The sequence below is a fragment of the Peribacillus sp. NPDC097284 genome (genome assembly GCF_044761765.1).
Classification (GTDB): Bacteria; Bacillota; Bacilli; order Bacillales; family DSM-1321; genus Peribacillus.
Genome location: NZ_JBIWCZ010000011.1, coordinates 74730 through 99806 on the forward strand (window position 1 = coordinate 74730; position 25077 = coordinate 99806).

General features: G+C 42.2%; 21 protein-coding genes. 12 read left to right on the forward strand and 9 right to left on the reverse strand.

Annotated features, from left to right (window positions below; translation table 11 throughout):
* The first annotated feature begins 277 nt into the window (after nt 1–277).
* The 4 genes from ACIQXU_RS17090 (at nt 278) to msrB (ending at nt 4813) form a co-directional block, all read left to right on the forward strand.
* Nucleotides 278–949 (forward strand): response regulator transcription factor, encoded by a 672-nt coding sequence (locus tag ACIQXU_RS17090; RefSeq protein ID WP_402870061.1) that lies wholly within the window; start codon nt 278–280, stop codon nt 947–949.
* A gap of 12 nt (nt 950–961) precedes the next feature.
* Entirely contained in the window at nt 962–2188 is a 1227-nt protein-coding gene (locus ACIQXU_RS17095) for a sensor histidine kinase (RefSeq protein ID WP_402955027.1), read from the forward strand.
* Nucleotides 2189–2518: 330 nt separating this feature from the next.
* Nucleotides 2519–3697 (forward strand): NupC/NupG family nucleoside CNT transporter, encoded by a 1179-nt coding sequence (locus tag ACIQXU_RS17100; protein WP_402870067.1) that lies wholly within the window; start codon nt 2519–2521, stop codon nt 3695–3697.
* Nucleotides 3698–3853: 156 nt separating this feature from the next.
* On the forward strand, nt 3854–4813 hold the full coding sequence (gene msrB, locus ACIQXU_RS17105; protein WP_402991162.1) for a peptide-methionine (R)-S-oxide reductase MsrB: 960 nt from the start codon (nt 3854–3856) through the stop codon (nt 4811–4813).
* Between the two features lie 90 nt (nt 4814–4903).
* Here the strand turns inward: msrB and ACIQXU_RS17110 are convergent, their stop codons facing one another.
* The 4 genes from ACIQXU_RS17110 to ACIQXU_RS17125 form a co-directional block, all read right to left on the reverse strand.
* The gene (locus tag ACIQXU_RS17110; protein ID WP_402991165.1) at nt 4904–6556 is read right to left on the reverse strand and encodes a glutamine--tRNA ligase/YqeY domain fusion protein; all 1653 of its coding nucleotides are present in this window, start codon (nt 6554–6556) and stop codon (nt 4904–4906) included.
* A 258-nt stretch (nt 6557–6814) separates the two neighbouring features.
* On the reverse strand, nt 6815–7555 hold the full coding sequence (locus ACIQXU_RS17115; protein WP_402870075.1) for an amino acid ABC transporter ATP-binding protein: 741 nt from the start codon (nt 7553–7555) through the stop codon (nt 6815–6817).
* Nucleotides 7556–7567: 12 nt separating this feature from the next.
* A complete protein-coding gene (locus ACIQXU_RS17120; RefSeq protein WP_402870078.1) occupies nt 7568–8233 on the reverse strand; it encodes an amino acid ABC transporter permease in 666 nt (221 codons plus the stop codon).
* Nucleotides 8234–8259: 26 nt separating this feature from the next.
* Nucleotides 8260–9039, reverse strand: a complete 780-nt coding sequence (locus tag ACIQXU_RS17125) for a transporter substrate-binding domain-containing protein (protein WP_402870080.1) — start codon at nt 9037–9039, stop codon at nt 8260–8262.
* A gap of 499 nt (nt 9040–9538) precedes the next feature.
* Between ACIQXU_RS17125 and purU the strand changes: the two genes are divergently transcribed.
* The gene (purU, locus tag ACIQXU_RS17130; RefSeq protein ID WP_402870082.1) at nt 9539–10441 is read left to right on the forward strand and encodes a formyltetrahydrofolate deformylase; all 903 of its coding nucleotides are present in this window, start codon (nt 9539–9541) and stop codon (nt 10439–10441) included.
* A 65-nt stretch (nt 10442–10506) separates the two neighbouring features.
* Here the strand turns inward: purU and ACIQXU_RS17135 are convergent, their stop codons facing one another.
* The 3 genes from ACIQXU_RS17135 to ACIQXU_RS17145 all read right to left on the reverse strand — a co-directional run bounded on the left by ACIQXU_RS17135 (nt 10507) and on the right by ACIQXU_RS17145 (nt 13126).
* Nucleotides 10507–11163 carry an SIMPL domain-containing protein gene (locus ACIQXU_RS17135; RefSeq protein ID WP_402991168.1) on the reverse strand — a complete coding sequence of 219 codons (657 nt, stop codon included), beginning with the start codon at nt 11161–11163 and terminating at the stop codon, nt 10507–10509.
* A 135-nt stretch (nt 11164–11298) separates the two neighbouring features.
* The gene (locus tag ACIQXU_RS17140; RefSeq protein ID WP_057914066.1) at nt 11299–11493 is read right to left on the reverse strand and encodes a YwbE family protein; all 195 of its coding nucleotides are present in this window, start codon (nt 11491–11493) and stop codon (nt 11299–11301) included.
* 112 nt (nt 11494–11605) lie between these two features.
* Entirely contained in the window at nt 11606–13126 is a 1521-nt protein-coding gene (locus ACIQXU_RS17145; RefSeq protein ID WP_402991171.1) for an FAD-dependent oxidoreductase, read from the reverse strand.
* Nucleotides 13127–13486: 360 nt separating this feature from the next.
* Here ACIQXU_RS17145 and ACIQXU_RS17150 point away from each other — a divergent pair, with 360 nt between their 5' ends.
* Nucleotides 13487–14680, forward strand: coding sequence for an Alp7A family actin-like protein (locus tag ACIQXU_RS17150; RefSeq protein ID WP_402870090.1), 1194 nt, complete (start codon nt 13487–13489; stop codon nt 14678–14680).
* An 8-nt stretch (nt 14681–14688) separates the two neighbouring features.
* Nucleotides 14689–15237, forward strand: coding sequence for a hypothetical protein (locus tag ACIQXU_RS17155; RefSeq protein WP_402870092.1), 549 nt, complete (start codon nt 14689–14691; stop codon nt 15235–15237).
* A gap of 117 nt (nt 15238–15354) precedes the next feature.
* Here the strand turns inward: ACIQXU_RS17155 and ACIQXU_RS17160 are convergent, their stop codons facing one another.
* Nucleotides 15355–16647, reverse strand: a complete 1293-nt coding sequence (locus ACIQXU_RS17160; protein WP_402870094.1) for an NCS2 family permease — start codon at nt 16645–16647, stop codon at nt 15355–15357.
* A gap of 306 nt (nt 16648–16953) precedes the next feature.
* Between ACIQXU_RS17160 and ACIQXU_RS17165 the strand changes: the two genes are divergently transcribed.
* From ACIQXU_RS17165 to ACIQXU_RS17175, 3 genes are read left to right on the forward strand one after another with little or no spacing between them, the layout of a single operon-like run.
* On the forward strand, nt 16954–18465 hold the full coding sequence (locus ACIQXU_RS17165; protein WP_402991174.1) for a DEAD/DEAH box helicase: 1512 nt from the start codon (nt 16954–16956) through the stop codon (nt 18463–18465).
* A gap of 14 nt (nt 18466–18479) precedes the next feature.
* Nucleotides 18480–19388 carry a phosphotransferase gene (locus tag ACIQXU_RS17170; RefSeq protein ID WP_402991177.1) on the forward strand — a complete coding sequence of 303 codons (909 nt, stop codon included), beginning with the start codon at nt 18480–18482 and terminating at the stop codon, nt 19386–19388.
* 33 nt (nt 19389–19421) lie between these two features.
* The gene (locus tag ACIQXU_RS17175) at nt 19422–20621 is read left to right on the forward strand and encodes a class I SAM-dependent methyltransferase (protein WP_402991180.1); all 1200 of its coding nucleotides are present in this window, start codon (nt 19422–19424) and stop codon (nt 20619–20621) included.
* A gap of 77 nt (nt 20622–20698) precedes the next feature.
* Here the strand turns inward: ACIQXU_RS17175 and abc-f are convergent, their stop codons facing one another.
* Nucleotides 20699–22249 (reverse strand): ribosomal protection-like ABC-F family protein, encoded by a 1551-nt coding sequence (abc-f, locus tag ACIQXU_RS17180; protein WP_402870105.1) that lies wholly within the window; start codon nt 22247–22249, stop codon nt 20699–20701.
* A 257-nt stretch (nt 22250–22506) separates the two neighbouring features.
* On the opposite strand from abc-f, the gene ACIQXU_RS17185 reads away from it, so the two are divergent.
* Together ACIQXU_RS17185 and ACIQXU_RS17190 are read left to right on the forward strand one after the other, a co-directional pair.
* Nucleotides 22507–24699 (forward strand): DNA topoisomerase III, encoded by a 2193-nt coding sequence (locus ACIQXU_RS17185; RefSeq protein ID WP_402991182.1) that lies wholly within the window; start codon nt 22507–22509, stop codon nt 24697–24699.
* A complete protein-coding gene (locus tag ACIQXU_RS17190) occupies nt 24699–24977 on the forward strand; it encodes a nitroreductase family protein (RefSeq protein WP_402991188.1) in 279 nt (92 codons plus the stop codon). Before ACIQXU_RS17185 ends, ACIQXU_RS17190 begins: the two co-directional genes overlap by 1 nt.
* Nucleotides 24978–25077: the final 100 nt, after the last annotated feature.

Here is a 25077-nt window from a genome sequence, read left to right on the forward strand (position 1 = left end):
ATATTTATTGGAATATTTTGTAAATTTAATTTTAAAAAAATCCCCTTTTTTTGTTCGACATAGAATTTAGTAAAGCGAAGAAAAGAAATCTTCGTTCATTTTTTGTTACATATAAAGGCAGCCATCATTAAGGAAAAGTTAAGCTTCTTTCGTAATACTGATTTCATCATACATCTTTAAAAAAGCAGGCTGATGTTGTCAGGTTTTCTTTTATATATATAAAGGGGTAGGATTACAATATATTTACAGGAGAATTTTGTCGGGAGGGAGACTTTTGATGAAGGTATTAGTGGTAGAGGATAATGCTTCATTATTAGAGTCAATGAGGCAAATTTTAGAGGATGAATATGAAGTGGATACAGCTGATAACGGGGAAGATGGGCTTTTTTTGGCCCAGCAACGTATATACGATATCATTCTTTTGGATGTAATGCTTCCGGGTATGGATGGATTCGAGATCATCCGCCAAATGAGGAACGCCAAAATTGATACGAGTGTTTTATTTTTAACCGCAAAAGATTCCCTGGAGGATCGGGTAAAGGGCCTGGAACTTGGAGGGGATGATTACTTGGTCAAGCCATTTCAGGCAGCCGAGCTTAAGGCAAGAATACGGGCTCTTCTGCGTAGGAGTGGAATTCTTTCGCTTGAGCAAGGTTGGAAGTACCGAGGAATTCAATTGTTGGAGAAGGAAAAGGGTATTTTGGTAGAGGGTGAGGCGGTAAGACTAACGCTGAAGCAATATGAATTGCTCGAATACCTCATTCAAAACAAAGGAAAAATCCTTACCCGTGAACAGATTTTTGACCGCATCTGGGGGTTTGACTCCGATACGACGATCGCAATCGTTGAAGTGTTTGTGCACCATTTAAGAAAGAAATTGGAACCCTTTCAATACCATAAGGACATACAGACTATCCGAGGAATTGGCTATATGTTAAAACAACCTTAAGGGGGGGTTAGCATGTTTCAAAAAACGAGGCTTCAGTTGACATTATTGAATTCAATCGTCTTCATAGTTCTTATTGCGATATTAAGCAGAACAATTTATTTCTATACGGAAAATCAGATTTATAAAGAAGTGAATGACTCCTTACGTGAGCAAAGGATTGGGGGAATGCCGGGGGGAATTCGTCCCCCAGGTGAATTTCAGTTAGGCCCAGGTCCGAGTGTGATCGTTTGGGGTCCGAATGAAACAATCATTGAGCCAAGGTTAAACGAAAACAGTTTCTTCAAGGTCAATGAACCAGAGTTTTTCCCGAAAACGTTTGATGAGATTGAAGAAATTTCTGTCGATGGTGCTACATACCGGGCGGTTTCCACACAGGTAGAAACAGAATACGGAAAAATGACGTGGCAATTCATTCGGAATGTAGATTCGGAAAAAGCTATGCTCAATCGCTTATTGCTCATATTGCTCATGGGTGGAGGCATCGGAAGCCTTTTGGCCATTGGAGCTGGGTACCTTTTAGCGGGGAGGGCCCTCATCCCGATAAAAAAATCATGGGAGCAACAGCAGCAGTTCGTTTCCGATGCTTCCCATGAAATCAGGACACCTCTTGCTGTCATTCAATCGAAAGCTGATTTGTTGTTTCAATCACCTTCCGCGACAATCGAGGAAAAAGCGGTTGATATATCGATCATTTCCAAAGAAGTGCGACGTTTGAATAAGTTAGTTACAAACCTTTTAACCTTGACACGAACGGATTCCAATCAAGTGGAGGTTACAAAAGGAAAGTTTTTCTTAGATGAAGTCATTAGCGAAGTTGTTGAACAGTATATTGATATAGCTTCTTTTCAGAATAAAACAATGGTTAGCTTAGTACCGGAGCAGGTTGAGTTTTTTGGTGACAAAGAAAGAATTCATCAATTATTGGTGATATTAGTGGATAATGCATTGAAGTTTACGGAAAAAGGCGGGAAGATTTCGATAACCTGCGTCAAGAGCGCTTCGTCCATCATTCTATCTGTAGAAGATGATGGGAAGGGGATTCCTCAAGAGGAACTATCGAAAATCTTTGATCGATTTTATCAAGTGGAACAATCCCGTTCCTTAAACGAAGGGTCAGGGCTTGGTCTCTCTATTGCCAAGTGGATTGTCCAAATGCATCAAGGGATTATTAAAGTGACGAGTGAAGAGAGAAAACGCACGCGTTTCGAAATTACCTTTCCCAAAAAACCAAAGATATAAATAAAAAGATAGGCTCTAATTTCCCCTTTTATCTTAAGGGAAAGTTAAGGGTCTTTTTTAACCCTAAGTTTTTTTTGATCGTTGCTGTTTCGTTAGATGTGGATATAGAGAAACCAGTTGGGGAAACTTTTAATAAAATGGGTTTGTCAGTTACCAAATATTGTATTGTTCTTATAGAAAAAAATTAATTGCACTACAAAAAATATTAGTATAGTATATAAAATTGAAGAGGTACGGACAAGGTATTTTGGCTAAAAGAGAAAACGCTTGCATAATTCTTTTAAGGTACCAGTTAAAATAAATTAAATTCACCTAAGTGGAGGCCGCATAATGAAATTTCTTATAGCAATTTTAGGGCTGATCGTCGTTTTTGGACTTGCTGTATTAGTGAGCAGTGACCGTAAGAAAATCAAAGTTAAACCAATCATCATAATGATCCTGATTCAGCTTATCTTGACGTATATATTATTAAATACGAAGTTTGGTCTTGTCATCATCAATGCTATTGCTGACGCATTTGGAATGCTTTTGAAATGGGCCAATGAAGGGGTAACATTCGTCTTCGGCGGAATCGTCAATGAAGGCGCATCACCGTTCTTTTTAAATGTTCTTCTTCCGATTGTCTTTATATCCGCCTTAATTGGTATTTTACAGTATTTAAGAATCCTTCCATTCATTATGAAGTGGATTGGTTTACTAATCAGTAAAATAAATGGGATGGGTAAGCTTGAATCCTATAATGCGGTTGCTTCGGCTATCGTTGGTCAATCAGAAGTATTCATTACTTTGAAGAAACAGCTGGGTGCCATACCGCCTTCACGTATGTACACGCTTTGTGCATCGGCCATGTCCACTGTATCCATGTCGATTGTAGGAGCTTACATGACTATGGTTGAGCCAAGGTATGTGGTGACAGCCATTGTTATTAACATGTTTGGTGGATTTATTATCGCTTCTATCATCAATCCATATACAGTTTCCGAGGAAGAAGATATTCTCGCTGTTGAAGAAGGGGCAGAAAAGCAATCCTTCTTCGAGATGCTCGGAGAATATATCATGGATGGATTCAAAGTGGCGATAACTGTTGCTGCCATGTTAATTGGTTTTGTCGCATTAATCGCTGGTATAAACAGCTTATTCGACTTGATTCTAGGTATTAGCTTCCAAGAAATCCTAGGATATATCTTTGCTCCATTTGCCTTCATCATGGGTGTTCCGGCATCTGAAATTGTATCTGCTGGTGGAATCATGGCCACTAAATTAGTGACGAATGAATTCGTTGCCATGTTGAGCTTAGCGGATGCTGGATTCAGTGAGAGAACTTTAGGTATTGTATCGGTGTTCTTGGTATCTTTTGCAAACTTCTCATCAATCGGGATTATCGCTGGTGCAGTTAAAGGACTAAATGAAAAGCAAGGGAACGTTGTGGCACGATTTGGCTTGAAGTTACTTTATGGTGCGACGCTTGTCAGCATTCTATCAGCCATCATTGTAAGTGTCATCCTTTAATGGATTCCATGGCAATAATTAATTAATGATCATGTAAGGCACTTAGGTTGATTCCTAAGTGCCTCTTTTTATAGAATGGCATGAAATGAAAGAGTTAGTTTGTTGTTTGGGTCTGTAATAATATAACAAAGTAAATAGTAGGAAAGGGTGCCATGTGTGACAGTGAATGATAGAGAGATCGCGACCTTTGCAGGGGGATGCTTTTGGTGTATGGTAGCTCCCTTTGATGAAATGGATGGAATGATTGAAGTGACTTCGGGTTATACGGGCGGGAAGGTTCCCAACCCCCGTTACAAGCAGGTGATTTCAGGTCAGACCGATCATGTAGAAGCGGTTCAGCTTGTGTTTGATCCTCGCCTCATTTCTTATAAAGATTTACTTCGGATATTCTGGCAGCAGATTGACCCTACCGATGTTGGTGGACAATTTTCTGATAGGGGTAATCAATATAAATCTGCGATATTTTATCATAATGATCGTCAACGATTAGAAGCCGAGGAGTCTAAGAAAGAATTAATGGAGAATAATCTGTTCGATGACCCCATCGTAACGGATATTTTACCGGCCATGGAGTTTCATCCTGCCGAGGAATATCACCAGGGTTTCCATAAAAAGAATCAATTTAGGTACGCCTTGTATCGTAAGGGTTCAGGCCGCGATGCTTTCTTAAAAGAAAACTGGCCTAAGGATCAATCCCACCTTAAGGAAATCTTGACTGAGAGGCAATTTTTCGTTACACAGGAAAATGGGACAGAGCCACCTTTTGACAATGAGTACTGGGATCATTTTAAAGAAGGCATCTATGTGGATGTCGTTTCTGGAGAGCCCCTATTCAGCTCCAGGAATAAGTATGATAGTGGATGTGGATGGCCAAGCTTTACAAAGCCGATCATGTCTACCAGTGTTCATGAAAAGATTGACGTAAGCTATCGATCTACCCGTACTGAGGTGCGGAGCAGGGAAGGCGATTCCCATCTAGGACATGTGTTTTCGGATGGTCCTGCCCCCAAGGGAACTCGTTATTGCATCAATTCGGCTGCACTTCGGTTCATCCCTAGAAATGAAATGGAAGAGGAAGGATACGGCGACCTATTATTGCTATTTCAAATGAAGTGATGTTGTTGAGGGATGGAAGATGCAAGATAATTCATAAGCATATGAAAAGGACCAAACTCCATTATGGAATTTGGTCCTTATCATTAGTTTTTATAATTTAAATGAACTCTTCAAGCTAACGATTTGATTGAAGACGAGCTGATCGGATGACGTAAGTTTAGGATCGACATTGTAATAGCCATGTCTGAAAAACTGGAATTTATCCTGTGGCTTGACGTCTTTCATATTAGGCTCAACAAATCCTTGTAAGACTTCTATGGAATCAGGGTTAACCCGCTCTAAAAATGATTTTTCTTCTTCTTCATTTTGCTCATTATCCAAGATTAAAGGTTGGAAGTTACGGAATTCTGCTGAAATAGCTTGTGTAGCTTCGACCCAGTGAAGTGTCCCTTTCACCTTACGGCCGGTGAAACCAGATCCGCTCTTTGTTTCAACATCATATGTGCAATGAAGCTCAATGACATTTCCAGCCTCATCTTTTATCACGTCTTCGCATTTAATGAAATAAGCGTGTTTCAAACGGACTTCATTACCCGGGAAAAGACGGAAGTACTTTTTCGGTGGATTCTCCATGAAATCATCTTGCTCGATGTATATTTCACGTGAAAATGGAATTTGTCGAGTACCCATCTCAGGTACTTCGGGATTGATTTCAGCTTCAAGCATTTCAACTTCACCTTCTGGATAGTTGGTGATGACGACTTTAAGTGGCTTTAAAACACCCATGGTACGTGGAGCCTTCAGCTTCAAATCCTCACGGACAAAGTGATCAAGCATTTGGGAATCGACGACACCACTCGTTTTAGCAACACCTATTTCCTGGCAGAAAGCACGAATCGCTTCCGGTGTATATCCCCGTCTCCGTAAACCGGAGATGGTAGGCATACGTGGATCATCCCAGCCGTCGACAAATTTCTCATCGACAAGCTGTTTCAATTTACGCTTGCTCATCACCGTATTCGTCAGGTTTAAACGGCCAAATTCATATTGTTGTGGTTTGCTTTCCATTTCACAATTATCAACGATCCAGTCATAAAGCGGACGTTGATCTTCAAACTCCAACGTACAGATGGAATGAGTGACGCCTTCAATGGCATCCTCAATTGGGTGAGCAAATGCATACATCGGATAGATGCACCATTTATCTCCTGTATTGTGGTGTTCCGTATGGGAAATACGGTAAATAACAGGATCCCGCAGGTTAATATTTGGCGAGCTCATATCGATTTTTGCACGCAATACCTTTTGGCCATTCTCAAATTCGCCGTTACGCATCTTTTCAAATAGCTCAAGGTTTTCCTCAACCGTTCTATTGCGGTAAGGGCTATCTTTTCCAGGTTCCGTTAATGTTCCACGATATTCACGGATTTGGTCTGCATTTAGGTCATCCACATAGGCTAGACCTTTAGTGATTAGCAATACAGCCTTTTGATACATCTTATCAAAGTAATCGGAAGCAAAGAAAAGGTTATCCCAGTCATAACCAAGCCATTTGACATCTTCCTTGATGGAATTGACATACTCAATATCTTCCTTCAATGGATTCGTGTCATCGAAACGCAGGTTCGTTTTCCCATTGAATTCATCAGCCACACCAAAATTCAGTATGATGGATTTTGCGTGCCCGATGTGTAAGTAACCATTTGGCTCAGGAGGGAAACGGGTGACGATATGCTTATGTTTTCCGGACTCTAGATCATCGTTTATAATATTTTTAATAAAATTTGAAGAGTTATGTTCCAACAGAATTCGACCTCTTTCATTTATATACTTCTTTTAATTTTACCTGTATATATACCATAAATACAGACATTTTTCCATGTTCGAGCCGGAATGGGGGGAGTGAGGATATATTCTGAAACAATTCATCTAGTATTTAGTTTGCACATTTGGGAAGAATATATCCCTGAAACTTTGGTGGCAACTGATAAATCTATATATCTAGTATTGTTCAGAAAAGAAGCAATGCAGAGTTCTCTGCATTGCTTCGGATGATGTCATTTAAAATACAGTCGTTTGTAAAAATTCCTTCGTCCGTTCTTCTTTTGGATTGGAGAAAAATTCCGTAGGTGGGCCGCTTTCTATCACACGTCCGTTGTGCATGAAGACAATCCAGTCTCCTACTTCACGGGCAAAGCTCATCTCATGGGTCACGACGACCATTGTCATGCCTTCAATGGCCAGTTCCTTCATTGTCGCTAATACTTCACCGACAAGTTCCGGGTCGAGAGCGGAAGTGGGTTCGTCAAAGAGTAGGATATCCGGTTTCATGGCTAGTGCCCGAGCTATGGCAACCCGTTGTTTTTGCCCACCCGATAGTTTGCTTGGGTAGACATCCGCTTTATCCGAGAGTCCCACTTTAACCAATAACTCTTTTGCTTCCTTAATGGCTTGGGCCTTAGGGACCTTCTTGACGTGAGTAGGTGCTTCTATAATATTCTCAAGCACTGTCATATGTGGGAAAAGGTAAAAATGCTGAAAAACCATGCCCACTTTTTCCCGAATCTTATTAATATCATGTTTTCCAGGCTGAATCTCTGTTCCCTCGATCAGGATCTGTCCACTGTCCTTTTTCTCTAAATAGTTCAAGCAACGGAGCAATGTACTTTTACCAGAGCCACTAGGGCCTATCAGGCAGACTACATCGCTATCCAGCACCTTCATATCGATATCCTTAAGCACATGAAGATCTCCATATGATTTATTCAAGTTTCTTATGCGAATCATTTCTTTTTGTTCCATGTTCATTTCCCCCTATCGATCGCTAATGGACAGTTTCTTTTCGAATGCATTGACGGCTATGGTTAAGATTGCTACAAGTATCAAGTAATAGACGGCTACAATCAGAAGGTAAGTCATTTCATCAAAGTTATTAGATCCTAACGTAGTGGCAACGTTAAAGAGCTCATTCATTGAGATGAATGCGGCTAATGAGGAATCCTTAAGGCCGATGATGAATTGATTGCCTAGTGGTGGCAGTGCACGGCGGAAAGCCTGTGGCAGGATGATTCTTCTTAATGTGAGAGACTTGCTCATTCCTAGCGAGCGACCAGCTTCCACCTGTCCTTTGTCGATGGATTGAATCGTTCCACGAAGTATTTCCGAAATATAAGCACCGTTATGGAAGGCGAGTGCAAGAGATGCTGCCCAAAAATCAGGAAGCAGGAAGATGTTACTAATACCAAAGTAAAGGATGAATATTTGTACGATCAATGGTGTACCCCGGACTAGGAATACATAAGCATCTGAAATCCATGCGAGGATCTTAATATTAGAAATTTTTAAGAGTGCAAAAAGTAATCCGATGACGGTCCCCACTAAAATGGATACGACAGTAAGCTCCAAGGTGAGGAGCATGGCTCGGATGAACACATCCGAAGAGCTAAATAATGTATCAAAGAAATGTGAAAAACTTGGCAATGGAACAACTCCCTTTCTATCTATCTTTATTCAGGTTTGGTCGTGATATCTTCACCAAAGTACTTTTTGCTGATTTCAGCAAGCGTTCCGTCTTCACGGAGATTGTCGAGTGCTGCATTGACACGTGCGAGCAACTCAGGGTTATCTTGTGGCAGTACAATCGCCTGCTCACTCCGTTCAATCAATTGTCGTCCTTCAATTTCAAAGCCTTCTTTCACGGCTTCTTTTCCGGTGACAAAATCCGTTATGACAGCATCATGACGCCCCCCGCTCAACGCTTTAAGGGCCGTGATGTCGCTATCATAGGTTTTTACATTGGTTGTATATTCTTCAGCGGTGTTTGCGTATGTAGAACCTTTAGACGCGGCTACCTCTTTTCCTTTTAAATCCTCGATTGTCTCGATATCACTATCAGGGCGCACAAAGATTTGAGGACCAGAGTAGTAATAGGGAGTAGAGAAGGAAACGTGTTTACTACGCTGTTCATTGATGGTATGACTGGCAACAGCTGCATCTGCCCGACCAGTCTTGACCCCTTCAACAATTCCTTTGAATTTTATTCGCTTAGGAACTGCTTCAAGTCCTAATTCTTTGGCAATGGCCGTTCCCACCTCGACATCAAATCCAGTTACAGTCATGTCATCATTGACATAGCTGAATGGTTTGAATTCACCTGAGGAAGCGAAGATAAACTGATCCTCATTAATCAGCTTACTACCATCTTCAAGCTGATCCTTCTCAGCACAGCCGGACATGAGACCAAGAATGACCAATAATGCAAGAATGAATTTTACTGATAATTTCATGATTATTTCTAATCCCCCTTTTAGGTACTGATAAAGTGTTTTATACCCAACATGTCTTCTGTCATAACCTCCAATTTTGGGAAGAACGTCCCAAAATGTCCAAATATCAAAAAAAATCGTCCTTAATCAGGCCGACTCTTCTCTTTTAATCTCTTTTACTATGCAATTCTTAAAGGTTCTGGGACTTTGCATTTACTTCTTCTACATTTCCCGTTATGTTCAAGTCACTGGATAGCTGGGCGTCTATCAAGTCATTGAAAATCCAATCGAAAAAAATCCCCCTTATTAAAACGGTACGCAAGTGGAAACCGCCGAAGAAATAATAAAAAAACCGGTATACGGGGATGTATTACCTTCCAATCCGGAGTGGGTGTTGAAATCAGTGCAGGTTTCAGACAAGGATTATCGTGCTTATTAATCGGGGAGTAATGGACTGACTTTAACATTGCTGACGAAATAAAGTATAATAGAGCCAAAAAGACGAAGGGCAGTTGGGATAATGGTGAACAACTTTGTGCAAGAGCAATTACAGGCATACCGTGAAAAAAATGAAGATAGAGGACGTTTGATAATAAAATGTCCGGATCAACCAGGCATAGTCGCAACGGTAACGGCTTTTTTAAAAGAATATGAAGCGAATATTGTTGAATTGAGTCAGTATTCCATGAATCCAAATGGCGGGACTTTTTTTACTAGAATTGAATTTGATTGCCCCAACTTAAAAGCGAAATCAGGAGACATGGAAAAAGATTTTCAAGAAATTTCAGAAAAGTTTTCCATGCAATGGACGTTCAATTACGTTAGTGATTTAAAGAGGACGGCGATTTTCGTTTCGAAAGAACCACATTGTCTACTTGAGTTGTTATGGGAGTGGCAAAGCGGCAATCTACTGGCAGATATAGCGATGGTCATCAGTAATCATGAAGATACTAGGGAAATTGTCGAATCCATGAATATTCCTTTTTATTATATTCCGGCAAATAAAGAGATTCGTAAAGAAGTGGAAGCGCAGCAGCTTAAATTGCTGGAGGACTTTAAGATTGATTTAATCGTATTGGCTCGATATATGCAGATTTTGACACCCGATTTCGTGGCAGCCCATCCGAATAAAATCATCAACATCCATCATTCATTCCTACCTGCATTCATAGGGGCTCGACCTTATGAACGCGCATATACCCGCGGTGTTAAGTTGATAGGGGCAACATCCCACTATGTGACAAATGATTTAGATGAAGGTCCCATCATCGAGCAGGACATAGAACGTGTCGATCACCGTGACTCTGCAGAAGAGATGAAGAAAATTGGTCGTTCTGCAGAACGCAGGGTACTTGCTCATGCTGTGAAGTGGCATTTGGAAGACCGCGTTCTTGTTCATGAAAACAAAACAGTCGTCTTTTAAAAACAAAAACCCTCTATTGGCAAGTAGCCTTGCCAATAGAGGGTTTTACTTTGGAAACCGGCAACTTAGTAAGTATATTCCACTCTTACTGTAGCGGTAATGTTCAATTCACCAGGTTGGATGGGGGTAGTGGCTGCTTTGGTGTAGGAACTGGTTTGGAAAAGAACAGGAGGAGTCGTTTCCGACATTTCTTCAACGAGAGTGGGAATGGGGTTCAAGGTAACTCCTATCGTTCTCGCCATGGAGAGTGCTTTTTCATAAGCATTCTTTAAAGCTAGTGAAAGGGCTTGATTGTAATAGACCTCTGGAGTGGACAAGGAAAAACGGATATTGGAGATGGAATTGGCCCCATTGCTGACAGCCGTGTCAATTATGATGCCAATGGCCTCAATCTCAGTTGTTTGGACTTGGATTATATAATGGACCTTATAATTTTTAAACTGTTCTTTTCCACCAACATAATCATATTGCGGGTCAATCCTATATTCACTCGTTTTCAATTGATCTTCGGAAATGCCAATGGACTTCAGTCCAGCAATGACTCGTGCAATGCTTTGTGAATTGGCTTGTTGAGCCTTCCGGGGGTCCTCATCCTCTGTTATGACCCCCAGGGTAATGGTCGCCTGATCAGGGGCAGCCTGAAGCGTCTCAGAGCCGGACACCTTTAAAGCGTGAGGGTTATCAAGATAATTTCGATTGGGGGTGCTAAATTCCTGATTCATAAGACACCAACCTTTTATAAAAGTGAGTTTATCCTATTGTACGGGACCGTAAGGGAAAACATGCTCCCTTTTGTTGAAGGATTGATCGAAAGAATAAGGATATAAAAAAACACTCGGTTTCAAACCGAGTGCATGTTATTTATGAATGACCTGGACCCTGCCAACTTGGCCGTCTGTCAACCGTACTTTTATTCCATGTGGGTGACTGCTAGAGTTTGTTAAGATGTCCTTTACTGTACCACTTGTTAGTTTTCCGCTTCGTTGATCTGCTTTCAGTACAATGTCTACAGAGGTTCCTGGAGTGATATCTTTTCGGTTTTTACCGTTCATTTTACTTCAATCCCTTTTAGAGGTATTTGCAAGTTACTGCAGTCCCTTCAGTATAAGGAAAACAGTTGTTATAGTCGAGAATAATAGGGCAATGTACGCTAGGTATCCGTTATTACCGAATTTTCTTGAGGGGCTCGACTGCAGGACCTTCCATAACTTCTCCAGTAATAGAGTAACGTGAGCCATGGCACGGACAATCCCAAGTCCTATCCCCACTGTTCCACGCGACTTCACATCCCATATGGGTACATGTCGAGTCCACGATGAATAGTTGACCTTCTTTATCTCGGTAACACCCGGCCTTATCCCCATTCACTTTGACAATGGCCCCTTCATCCAATCCTAGGTCGTCTGGCTTTTTATGAAGGATGGAAAGCTTGCCCTGAATCATATGCTTCGCGACATCCGCATTATCTTTCACCATGTTTTTCATTCCATCTAATCTGGCGGGATCATACAAGTCCGCATATCGGTTATCCTTTTGTAAAATGCGGTCAGTCAAGATTTTTGCGGCAATGGTTCCATTTGTCATGCCCCATTTTGCATAACCGGTTGCAATGAGCACCCGGGGATGATTGGGGGTTGCCGGGCCAACGAATGGCAGGTCATCAGGCGTCACGATATCCTGAGCCGACCAACGGTAAGGGATGTCCTCCACTTTGAAATAGTGGGAGCCAAAATCCTGTAAAGCCTCATAATGGTTTATTGTTGATATACCTTGCCCGGTTTTATGCCCTTCTCCGCCTACAAGAATCAGCTTTTCACCATTGTCGTTTTCCGTATAGCGAAGGGAACGGGAAGGGCTATCCGCGCTATAAAACATGCCTCCCGGATATTCCTGTTTCATCCTAATGCCAAGGACATAGGATCTTTTTACATGGACCCGTGCAAAGTATAAACCCATCTCATCATTAAAAGGAAAATGAGAAGCGACGATGACATGGTTGCATTTAATTTTATGACCATCCTCAGTCAGAACGGTCGGATTCTCTCCATCTTCAATCTTCATGGCTGTCGTATGTTCAAAGATTTTCCCGCCACCATCCAGAATGGGGGAGGTAAGTCCCAGTAAATATTTCAATGGATGGAACTGTGCCTGGTCCTTCATGATTACCGCGGCTTTGCATGGAATGGAGAAGGGTATAGTGTCGGTATAATCACCGGGAATACCGAGTTTACGATAGGCCCTCAATTCTTTTTGAATCTTACTAACATATTCTTCAGTATTTGCATACACATAAGCATCTTGTTTAGATAAATTACATTCTATAGAATGTTCCTCGACCAATTCCTTGATTAAATTCATTGCTTCAGTATTTGCTTCATAGTATAGTTTTGCCTTTTCCTCGCCATGCGCTGCAATTAGCTTGTCATAAACCAGTCCATGCTGGGCGGTAATCTTGGCTGTTGTATGTCCTGTGGTTCCGTTTAGGATCTCGCTCGCCTCAATGAGTGTGACTTGAACTCCTTGCTTGGCTAATAGATAAGCGGAAGTTATGCCTGTGATCCCGCCCCCAACAATCAAGACATCTGTTTTAATATCTTCTTCTACCTTGGGGAATGAAGGAAAAGTCAATGTACTTCTCCAGAAGGGTTCAGGATACTGTGGGAGTTCTGTATTTTTTTCAGTCATTTTTAAATTCCTCCAGACGTTTAGGAATGGTTTCCGTTTATTACCATTCCCTTTCACCTAGCTTTTTATCCTCTTTTTGGTAGATGGATGTTATAAAAAGGAAATGGTTTGCATTGTATACAAAAATGTATACATGTAAACAAAATAAGATAGTTTGTAAACAATATAGTAAACATGTTTACAAACACGTATACATGGCTATATACAAGGTGTGTACACACTTGTTACTAATGTATACAAAATGAATACATATTTTAGGAAAAGGTATATCTATCGAATCATTGACTATTATGGTATTTTTTTCTATTCTTATTAAAGTACACTGTCTGGCATTTTTTTAAAAAAAGGGGATGTTTTAAGATGAGTTCTAGAATCGCAGCAGTAGATGTAGGTAATGATGCTATCAAAGCTATTTTTGGAAAACTAGAGTCTGAACTATATATACCGAATGTCATTGCAAAAGATATTGAGGACCGGCCGGTCATCGGGATAGAGGAACTGGATGAGAATAACCCATTGGATGGAATTCATATAAGAGTTCACTCACCAGCACTTCAAGATAATAATGCTATTTACCGTGTTGGGAATTTAGCGACAAAAAGTGATAACCCTACAGAATTGGATTTAGGCAGCAGTAAATCGGAAGAAGACCAAACGTTGATCATGCTTTTTGCGGCACTGGCATTGGATGCGGCTAAACAGGGGAACAATGATCGCTTCAAAAAGGTTAATAATGTCGTCGAAGCGAACTATACGTTGGGTACGGGCCTTCCGCTCCGTGAAGTGAAGGAAGGGAAAGATGTCGGATATCGCTCGAAATTAGTGGGTTCGGTTCACCAAGTGGAATTTTTAATCACGCCTAAATATCAGGGATTGAAAGTGAATATTAAATTTGATGAAGTGAAGGTCTATCCTGAAGGGTTTGCAGCTTATATCAATCTAGTAATGGACAATGATTTGAACATCATTAACCGTGAGCTGATCGACAAAAGAATTCTTATTCAAGATATCGGCGGACTTTCGACAGATATCGCGGTCATTAAGAACCGTAAAGTGGATGATGATAAAGCACAAGGGTTTAACCTTGGTGTGGCTGAAGCACTCGAATCAATTCGTGAGGAAATCAGGAAGAAACATGGTGTCGAATTGGACAGCAGACGTGACGTGGTGGAGATTATCACGAAAAAAAACGACCGGAACCATATAATGGTCCGTGGAAGTCGGACAAGTGTGCATGATATTGTCGACCGCATTTTAGGGGAGCTTGCAAAAAAACAATATCGTCATCTTCGCAACGTTTGGAAAAAGAATTCACAGACGGAGATTTGCTACTTCGTAGGTGGGGGTTCAATTGTACTGAAGGATTACTTGAAAACACTCAATCAAAACTTTGATGGGTACAATATCGACTTTTTTGAAGATGAAAGAGAAAGCGTTTGGATGATGGCCAACGCCTATTACAAGCTGATTTCCGACTTTAAACGCCGGAATTCAAAGGAAGAGCAACAATCTCAACATAAGAAGAAAGAACAACGTACAGGTTCAGTTAAATAGGTGAGAAAATGAAAAAAACAGCTTCTTCTGAAATCAAAAGAGGACAGGCCATCACTTTTCGTATCCCTTCAGATGTATCCGATTATACGTTAAGGCAGCTGCAGAAATTAAAGGAAACGGAAAGAAGAAATTTTTCCAGTAAAATTGCTGAGTATGTTCTTGATGGCGTTGGGCAATCCTCTCATCAGGAACGGGAGATGGTTGCCTTGCCCATGCCGAATAAGCTTAGTAAATCTCAGCGTGACTGGCTAAAGCATTCCCACTCAGAAGCAATGCTTGGAACGATTTTGTACCATCTTTTATCCGATCCTTTACGGGCTACGGCCTTGTTGGCCTCACTAAACAGCAATGGAATCAATGAGGATGTCTATGTAAAGGAAGAGGAAGAATTGGTGGAGAGGAGTTTGGAAGAAGAACCGAAGGAATTACCCGAAATGGATCTGGATGATTTTGATTGGAGTTTCGATGAGACTTCAGAACAGTCAGAGCAACCGGAACCAGAAGAGGAAAATCTGGATGATCTTCTTGGCGACTTTCTTGATCAAATGAATCAGTAAAAGAGGAAGGGTATCTGACAACATGTTGGATATCCTTTTTTTTGATAGGATTCGAAGGGGGTTAAAGGCGAGGATAAGACATGAAAAGAGGAACCGTGATGTCACGGTTCCTCTCTTTTATGCTAAGAAAATGAGTTGGTAAAGAAAAAGAACGGCAAAGATGTATACTAACGGATGGACTTCTTTGAATTTCCCTCTTGCGATTTTTAGTATTGGATATGAGATGAATCCAAGTGCTATACCATTGGCGATACTTGAAGTAAGAGGCATCGTAACAATGACCAAAAAGGCTGGGAAAGATTCGTCGAAATGGGTCCATTCAATCTCATTGATGCTTTTGATCATCATGCTACCAACTATGATCAAGCTAGGTGCAGTGATGGCCGCAATATCTGATACTGCCCCGATAAGTGGGCTGAAGAAAGCAGTGACCAAGAAAAGAATGGCTACGACAAGAGCGGTTAACCCTGTTTTACCACCTGAACCTACACCGGCCGAGGACTCCACGGAGGCGGCAGTAGGGCTTGTACCGAACATGGCTCCGATTGTTGTCCCAACGGAATCCGCGAAGAAAGCACTTCCTGCTTTCTCCAACTTTCCGTCTTTCAATAACCCTGCTTGGCGCACAATCCCGATTAGGGCTCCGGTGGTGTCGAATAGCATAACGAGAAGGATGGAAAACACTACACCATATAGGCCGTAGTTTACAACATCCGCAAAAGAAGTGATTGGATTAGCAACAATGATGCCCTCGGGTAACGATGGCACCGAAACAAAATGTTCAATTTTAAGTTGTCCAGTAAATAGGGCAATGATCGCTGTAATGATCATCCCGATGAAAATGGAACCCTGAATCTTACGGACCATTAAAATGATGGTTATTACCAAACCGATTAAGGTAAGTGCCACTCCTGGGTCTCTGAAGCTCCCTAGGGTCACCAGGTTCGATTCATGACTCGTTACGACCCCAGATAAACGAAGCCCGATAAAGGTGATGAATAGACCAATCCCGGCGCTGATAGCATGTTTCAGATTATTGGGGATCGCTTCAATCAGTTTAGACCGGAAAGAAGTAAGCGATAATATGACGAAGATAATCCCTGTAACAAAGACTGCCGAAAAGGCAACCGTGTACGAGATATCATGCGTGCCTAGGACAGAGTACGCGAAATAGGCATTCAATCCCATCGCAGGAGCAATGACAATCGGATAATTGGCTAGAAAAGCCATGAAAAGAGTACCGACTAAGGTAGCGATGATGGTTGCTGTAAAAGCCTGTTCAAAGGGAACACCAGCATCAGAAAGAATTTTGGGGTTTACAACGATGATATAAGCTAATGTTAAAAAGGTTGTAAGCCCTGCAAGGACTTCTGTCTTAATATTCGTTTTCCGTTCTTTTAATTTAAACATGCGGCCACTCCTTCTTTTTATATACAAAAACTCCTTGTACGGACATTTACAAGGAGGAGACGCCCACCTTTTTCCAGGCAAGTAGCTCAAATAGTATAGTTAGTCAGAAATTTAAAATCTTATAAATTATATTAGAAAAACATCTAAAGCACAATACCATGAAAAATTTTCTCTCAAAAATAGATAATGATATACTAACAAAGAACTTGGAGTAAAGGAAATTGCCTTAGTGTAGAATCAATAATAGACAATGGATGTAATGATGATTTAAATAAGATATCACAAATATAGAGAGTAGGCCGATACATGACAAATTTCATCGAGCTTGGCATAAGCCCAGAAATTAACACGATATTGAAGCAAACTGGCATAACCAGCCCAACCCCGATACAGGAAAAATCGATACCTGACATAATGGCGGGACGGGATGTCATCGCGAAAGCACAGACAGGAACAGGGAAGACATTGGCATTTTTGCTTCCAATATTAGAAAAAGTCGACCCAAAAGCTTCCCACGTTCAATCATTAATCGTCACACCGACTAGGGAGTTAGCGTTACAGATAACGGCTGAGCTGAAAAAGTTCGCCAATGAGATCGAGGAATTGCAAGTGCTAGCCGTGTATGGTGGACAAGATGTGGAGCAGCAAATGAAAAAGCTGACACGGAATATTTCTGTCGTGGTAGCTACACCGGGCCGATTATTAGACCATTTACGAAGGGGAACCATTGATTTATCCCAAACCGAAACGCTTGTTTTGGATGAAGCGGACCAAATGCTCCATATTGGATTTTTACCGGAAGTGGAAGAAATCATGGGACAATTGCCAGAGACAAGACAAACGCTGCTCTTTTCCGCGACGATGCCAGAACAAGTCCATCAGTTGGCGAAGCGTTATATGGATAGACCATTGACAGCTGCTGTTAAAGCTGAGCAAGTGACGGTCGAGCAGATCCGTCAACTTGTCATTGAAACGACGGATAGGGCCAAACAGTCCTCACTGATCAGCATCATAAAGGAAGAACAGCCATATCTGGCGATTGTTTTTTGCCGGACAAAGCGCCGTGTTTCTGTTTTGAACGATGCTTTAAAGGCGGCTGGTTTCAACTCGGATGAACTTCATGGAGATCTGTCGCAGGCAAAACGAGAGCGTGTCATGAAAAACTTCCGGGATGCGAAGCTTCAATATTTAGTGGCCACGGATGTTGCTGCGCGTGGGCTGGATGTTGAAGGCGTGACACATGTTTTTAACTACGATGTTCCTGAAGATGCCGAAAGCTATATCCATAGGATAGGACGTACAGGAAGGGCCGGTGAGCATGGATTAGCCGTAACCTTTATTGCTACGAAGGATCTTCAGCTTTTGAGTGATATTGAAAAAGGTATTTCCATGAAAATTGAACGGAGAAAGATCGAAGGGGTTAAGATGTTCCAGCCGGGCGAAGTCGAGAATAAACGGAAGCGTCATGACCGCGACTTATCTGAAGGGGAAGCACGTCATCCACGTTCGGGTGGTGGACGCCGTCATAGAGAAAGAATCGATACGCGAGGTCCGAACCGAGGAAGTCACCGCTCCGCTAATCAGGCCGACAATCGTGAGTTGAGTCTAGAGAATACACGTGAGGGCTTTGCAAACCGAGGTCCTAAACGCGAGAACACACGAGGAGATCAAAGGGATGAAAGTCGGGGACGTAGTCGCGACAATGCCCGAGGAGAACGACAAGGAGGGAGTCAAGGCAGAAGGGGGAATACCCATAGTCCGAATGGGAACCGTCGCAATGATTCAGGAGGTTCACCTAGCAGGGGCAGAAACCGATAAAGGGGGAAGGAGAATTGGACAAACCATGGTTGGCAGAATATCCAGTTTCCTTAGAACTTGCAAAGAATTTGATAAAGCATCAGTTTCCCGATGTTGGCTTGGAAAAGGTGAGGCAAATCGGGGAAGGGTTTGACAATACGGTCATTCAGTTGAATGAGGAGTATGTATTCAGATTTCCCCGAAGACCCATTGCTGTTACCTTAATTCAAGTGGAAAACAAGCTTTTGCCTTCATTGGCCGGAAATCTTCCGCTAGCCATTCCTGAACCGGTCTTTTTTGGAGAGCCGAGCAGTAGTTATCCATATCCCTTTACTGGCTACAAAATGGTGAAGGGACACTTACCTGTGAAGGAAACCATGGAAAGTAAGATTTCCTCGGCAATAAAGTTTGCCCACTTCCTGAAAGTGCTTCACGGGTTTCCTGTGCCAACGGCGAAACAATTGGGTGTACAGCCTGATGGAATGCGGAGACTTGATGTTTCTTTCCGGCAGGACAGCCTTGATGAGCAACTCTTAGCATTAGTGGGACTAGGTTATTCTGAACAGGCCCATGCCGTTTCGACGTATTTGAAAGACCTGGATGCATCGTATGAAGGGACATGCGACACCCTTGTCCATGGTGATATTCATGTCCGGAACGTCTTGCTCGATGCCCAAGGTGTACTAATGGGCATCATTGACTGGGGGGACGTTCATATCGGGCATCCAGCTATCGATTTTTCTTTTTTATACAGCTACTTTCCAAAAGAGGCGAGACGGTCCTTTTTTGAAATCTATGGTGAAATTGAAACCGAAGTCAAAAACCTGGCAAGATTTAGGGCGATTTACATGCTCGTCAGGCTGCTTGTGTATGGAATCGATCGAGGTGACAAAGAACTGATCTCCCTCACGCGCACAGGTTTGTCGTTGGCTATGGAAGATTGATTCTACTGATTTTTACTGATCTAGGAGGTTCGCATGAACGGAAACTATTTACATACAATTACATGGATAGGGGAATTGCTTGAGGATGGAAACATTCCCTATCAATTTACGGGACCCTCCGCTTTATTTATACAAGGGGTTGAAATAAAGGGTACTATAAATGTCACGGTCGACGTGCAGTGGGATGTTTTTGATGAAACATTTGCCCTTTTCATAGATCATGCTCCTTCACAGCCTGAAAAGAATCCTGAAACAGCCTTTTTCCAGGTTGAAAAGGATGGAATACTGATTACGGTCCGCTGTTTATTCAATAGGACAATTAAAACGGATCCTTACCGATTACTCATACCAGTAGGGGAAACCGAGCTTTGGTGCCAATCCCTATACAGCTACCTTTACAATGCTGAAATGCAGAGTAATCGTGATGAAATCCATGCGTATCTATTATCGGCACAAAAGGGCTTTACAGCTGAAAATGAACAGGCATGGAATCAAAATAATTATCTAGCCCTTGTGAACCGTTACGGGAAACCGGATGAATTGGCAGGGAAGATCAAGCACAACCCGCGATGGAGATTGCATCCATTTTATAAATATATGGGAGACATAGTGGGTCGGAAAGTCACACATTTAATGGGATCGAATGGGGTCAAGGCAGTCGCCATGGCGATGTTGGGAGCTGACGTTAAGGTCGTGGATTTCTCTCGGGAAAATGCTGCTTTCGCGAACGAACTGGCTGAATCAGCCGATGTCAGCATTGAATATATTGTCTCGGATGTGCTGTCCTTGCCGCCCGAACATGCATTAGGAGACCGGGACTTGGTCTTGATGGAACTGGGTGTCCTTCACTACCTCATAGATCTGCAGCCATTATTCGAAACGGTAAAAAGGATGTTGAAGCCGGGGGGACGATTCGTGCTGCATGAGTTCCATCCAATTTCGACGAAACTCATAACCTCTTCTGGCAAAAAACATAAGGTGACAGGCAATTATTTTGCTCCTGCCATTGAAAATAACGAGGTGGCTTTCTCCAAACATATGCCTGATGAAGATAAACAAAGCCTTTCGAAAGTGGTCCAACGCAAATGGACCATGGGTGAACTCATAACGGCAGTCGGAGAATCCGGTTTGATCATCAAAGTCCTTGAAGAAGAACCAAACCACAAAATCCATGACATTGGGATACCTAAAACGTATACGTTAGTAGCTGAACGTAGTGGGGGCATGCATTAATCATTGAGCATGACCACTCCCGTTCAAAAATAAAGAGGGTGCCCACAACGTATGCGGCACCCTCTTTGACCGTTCATTTAGTTGTTGTTCGACCATTCTTCGACGTCCCATACTTTCGTGACCCAATCTTCGTAGAAATCGGGTTCATGGCAGACAATCAGAACCGTTCCTTTATATTCTTTCAATGCACGTTTCAATTCTTCCTTGGCCACCACGTCTAAATGGTTTGTTGGTTCATCGAACAGAAGCCAGTTGCTTTCTGTAAGCATCAACTTACACAAGCGGACCTTGGACTGTTCCCCACCACTTAAATGGGCCATCGGACGAGTGATATGTTCATTTTTTAAGCCAACCCGCGCGAGGATAGCCCGTACTTGAGGTTGATCGAGATGAGGGAATGCGTTCCACACTTCATCGATCGGTGTCGTGTTGCCTGCTTGTACCTCTTGTTCAAAATAAGAAGGGAAGAGGAAATCACCAAGTGATCTTTTCCCGCTTAGTGGCTCGATTTTACCAAGAATCGTTTTTAACAGTGTGGATTTCCCCACTCCGTTACATCCCACAATGGCAATTTTCTCCCCACGCTCTATGTTCATTGAAAGTTTTGGAAGTAATGGACGGTCATAGCCGATTTCAATATCTTCCCCTTCAAATACATATCGGCTGCTCGCACGTGACTCTTTGAAATCGAAAGTCGGTTTCATCGCCGTTTCCGGACGGTCGATACGTTCTATGCGATTCAATTGCTTCTCCCGACTTTTTGCCCGGCCAGAAGTTGAATAACGGGCTTTATTTTTTGCGATGAAGTCTTCCTGCTTTTTAATGAAGTCCCGCTGTTTTTCGTATGCATTAATATGTTGGTTCTTATTCAGTTCAGCAAGTTCAAGGAATTTTTCGTATGTCGCCGTATAACGGGTCAATTTCGAGAATTCTAGATGGAAGATGACATCAACTACGCCGTTCATGAACTCGGTATCATGTGAAATCAATAGGAATGCGTTAGGATATTCCTTTAAGTAGCTGCTCAACCAACGGATATGCTCCACATCCAAGTAGTTTGTCGGCTCATCCAACAGTAGTACTTGGGGTTGTTCCAATAGTAGTTTCGCCAGCAATACTTTTGTCCGCTGTCCACCACTCAGAGCAGAAACGTCACGCTCAAGGCCAATCGCATCCAAGCCCAACCCACGTGCCGCATCTTCGATTTTCATATCTAAATTATAAAAATCCCCAGCTTCGAGTTTATCTTGGATTTCCCCCATTTGTTCCAAAAGTTCTTCAAGTTCCTCTGGTGTCGCTGAACCCATTTTCTCGGTCACTTCATTCAAAGCTTTTTCCTGCTCGAATAAAGGTAAGTAGGCATCTCTTAACACATCGCGTATCGTTTTGCCTTTAGTCAGGACGGTGTGCTGGTCAAGGTAGCCATATTCAACACCAGGTGTCCAATCAACTCGGCCTTCATCGTGAATCAGTTGCCCGGTAATAATGTTCATCATTGTTGATTTACCTACGCCGTTAGCGCCGACGAGGCCTACATGTTCCCCAGCCATCAATCGGAACGTAACATCTCTGAATAATGTCCGATCACCAAAGCTGTGTGCCAAATTATCTATAGAAAGTAAGCTCATTTATGTTGAACCTCCCAATTATTTTGAAAAAATCTCTACGTTTCATCATACTAAAATCTGTACTAGATTGCTATCTAATCTAGTAATTTACATATTGTGCATGAATAAGGTGGGGTTCACCGATAAATGGTTCACCAACTAGACGGTCTGCCTAAGTCACTTCGACATTAGTTGTTAGTCCCTAGTCCTTTATCGCCCTGACTAAAAATATATGAGATAATGAGAGAATCAGTTTAAAAGGGAAAGGATGTATTTTTATGAGTAAAACAGTCGTACTGGCCGAGAAACCATCGGTCGGAAGAGATATAGCAAAAGTGCTGAATTGCGAAAAAAAAGGCAACGGTTATTTGGAAGGAAGTCAGTATATCGTCACCTGGGCGCTTGGTCATTTAGTTACCCATGCAGATCCGGAAACGTATGACGAAAAATACAAAACATGGCGGCTCGAAGACCTCCCTATGTTGCCTCCATCCTTGAAATTGGTCGTAATCAAGCAATCCGGAAAGCAGTTTCAAGCGGTAAAAACGCAATTGAACCGCAGTGATGTCAAGGACGTCATCATCGCAACCGATGCAGGACGGGAAGGGGAGCTCGTTGCACGTTGGATTCTGGAAAAAGCGAATGTTAAAAAACCAATCAAGCGGCTCTGGATATCATCGGTAACTGATAAGGCGATTAAGGATGGATTTAACAAGCTGAAGGATGGGAAAGAGTACGAGAATCTATTTGCCTCTGCAGTTGCTCGGGCCGAGGCGGATTGGTTTGTCGGTATGAATGCTACAAGGGCACTGACAACGAAGCATAATGCCCAGTTATCGTGCGGAAGGGTTCAAACGCCTACACTAGCGATGATAGCTGCCAAGGAAAAGGAAATCAAACAATTTCAGCCGAGGAAATTTTATGGCGTTACGGCAACGGCAGAATCTCAACTACGCCTTGTCTGGCAAGACGTCCATTCGAAAGATATACGCACATTCGAAAAGGCAAAGGCAGACAAAGTCCTTGCTGATGTGAAAAACAAAAAGGCTGAAGTGGTGGAAGTGAAAAAAGCCCATAAGAAGAATTTTGCACCCCAGTTATATGACCTAACTGAGCTACAAAGGGATGCCAATAAGAAATTCGGTTATTCGGCGAAAGAGACACTTTCCATCATGCAACGTTTATATGAAGGACATAAAGTCCTGACCTATCCAAGAACGGACTCGCGTTTCTTAACCTCGGATTTGGTCGAGACGCTGAAAGAAAGATTACAGGCAGTCAGCATCAAGCCATATGCCCAATATGCATCGAGAATCTTGCGTAGCCCGATCAAGGCTAATAAATCATTCGTGGATGACAGCAAGGTTAGTGATCATCATGCCATCATACCTACTGAGCAAACGCCACTACCGGGTAAATTGAGTGACAAGGAATCGAAAATTTACGACCTTGTCGTCAAACGGTTCCTTGCGGTTCTGATGCCACCATTTGAATATGAGCAAACGACCGTTACCGCAAAAGTGGGCAGTGAAACATTCGTCGCTAAAGGAAAAGTCATCTTGAAATCAGGTTGGAAGGAAGTCTATGATCATCAGTTCGAGGAAGAAGAGGCAAGTGATGGCCTTACAGAGCAATTGCTTCCGACACTCGAGAATGGTGACATCTTAGACATCACGGCAGTGAAACAAACAGAGGGAGAAACAAGACCACCGGAGCCATTCAATGAGGGCACCTTGTTATCTGCAATGGAAAATCCCGCTCGTTTCATGGCTGGGGAAAGCAAGGAACTCATTAAGACGTTGGGGGAAACCGGGGGAATCGGCACCGTTGCGACCCGGGCCGATGTTATTGAAAAATTGTTCAATAGTTTCCTGATTGAAAAACGTGGAAAAGGTCTTCATGTTACCTCAAAAGGTAAACAGCTCCTTGAGTTGGCTCCCGAAGATCTACGTTCGCCAGCGTTGACCGCACAATGGGAACAGAAGCTAACCGCCATTGCTAACGGAACGCTTGATAAGCGTACATTCATTGGGGATATGCGCACCTATGCGAAAAATATCGTTCACGAAATCAAGACGAGTGATCAAAAATTCAAGCATGATAACATTTCCGGCACAAAATGCCCGGATTGCGGCAAGTTGATGCTTGAAGTAAACAGTAAAAAAGGGAAAATGCTCGTTTGCCAAGACCGAGAATGCGGGCATAAAAAAGGTGTTTCACGTGTAACAAATGCAAGATGCCCACAATGCCATAAGAAAATGGAAATGAGAGGGCAAGGAGAAGCACAGACGTTCACATGTAAATGTGGCTTTCATGAAAAGCTTTCTTCATATAACAAACGAAAAGGTCAAAACAAGAATAAGAAAGTGTCTAAAAATGAAGTCTCGAATTATATGAAAAAGCAAAACAAAGAGGAGCCAATCAATACAGCATTAGCGGATGCATTGGCGAAACTGAAATTCGATAAATAATAGGAAAAGTCCAGTATCGGAATGATGCTTCAAGAGAAACCAGGGAGAGTATGGCTAATTTTGATGCTGGACTTGTTTCGATGCAGCTTATGCTAATAGCGAAATCTAAGGGATACGACACACTTACAATGGGTGGGTATAATAAACAACAATTCATTGAAAGATTCGATGTGCCTGAACGTTATGTTCCGATTGTCTTAATTGCAATAGGGAAGGCAGCTTCACCTTCTTTCCAAACTACAAGATTGTCGTTAGATGAAGTAGCGAAGTTCATCTAAATATGAAAAAGGGGCTGTCCCAAAAGTCAGGAAAATGACTTTTAGGGCAACCCTTTTTTTATGAAATTTATGCACAAAAAAATCGCCCTTTTTAGTAAAA

Coding starts and splice junctions, on each gene's coding strand:
- ACIQXU_RS17175 (WP_402991180.1), top strand. CDS start 19,422: ATGAACGGAAACTATTTACATACAATTACATGGATAGGGGAATTGCTT.
- ACIQXU_RS17100 (WP_402870067.1), top strand. CDS start 2,519: ATGAAATTTCTTATAGCAATTTTAGGGCTGATCGTCGTTTTTGGACTT.
- ACIQXU_RS17135 (WP_402991168.1), bottom strand. CDS start 11,163: ATGAATCAGGAATTTAGCACCCCCAATCGAAATTATCTTGATAACCCT.
- ACIQXU_RS17145 (WP_402991171.1), bottom strand. CDS start 13,126: ATGACTGAAAAAAATACAGAACTCCCACAGTATCCTGAACCCTTCTGG.
- ACIQXU_RS17160 (WP_402870094.1), bottom strand. CDS start 16,647: ATGTTTAAATTAAAAGAACGGAAAACGAATATTAAGACAGAAGTCCTT.
- ACIQXU_RS17140 (WP_057914066.1), bottom strand. CDS start 11,493: ATGAACGGTAAAAACCGAAAAGATATCACTCCAGGAACCTCTGTAGAC.
- ACIQXU_RS17090 (WP_402870061.1), top strand. CDS start 278: ATGAAGGTATTAGTGGTAGAGGATAATGCTTCATTATTAGAGTCAATG.
- ACIQXU_RS17115 (WP_402870075.1), bottom strand. CDS start 7,555: ATGGAACAAAAAGAAATGATTCGCATAAGAAACTTGAATAAATCATAT.
- ACIQXU_RS17165 (WP_402991174.1), top strand. CDS start 16,954: ATGACAAATTTCATCGAGCTTGGCATAAGCCCAGAAATTAACACGATA.
- ACIQXU_RS17185 (WP_402991182.1), top strand. CDS start 22,507: ATGAGTAAAACAGTCGTACTGGCCGAGAAACCATCGGTCGGAAGAGAT.
- ACIQXU_RS17155 (WP_402870092.1), top strand. CDS start 14,689: ATGAAAAAAACAGCTTCTTCTGAAATCAAAAGAGGACAGGCCATCACT.
- ACIQXU_RS17095 (WP_402955027.1), top strand. CDS start 962: ATGTTTCAAAAAACGAGGCTTCAGTTGACATTATTGAATTCAATCGTC.
- ACIQXU_RS17150 (WP_402870090.1), top strand. CDS start 13,487: ATGAGTTCTAGAATCGCAGCAGTAGATGTAGGTAATGATGCTATCAAA.
- ACIQXU_RS17125 (WP_402870080.1), bottom strand. CDS start 9,039: ATGAAATTATCAGTAAAATTCATTCTTGCATTATTGGTCATTCTTGGT.
- purU (WP_402870082.1), top strand. CDS start 9,539: ATGGTGAACAACTTTGTGCAAGAGCAATTACAGGCATACCGTGAAAAA.
- abc-f (WP_402870105.1), bottom strand. CDS start 22,249: ATGAGCTTACTTTCTATAGATAATTTGGCACACAGCTTTGGTGATCGG.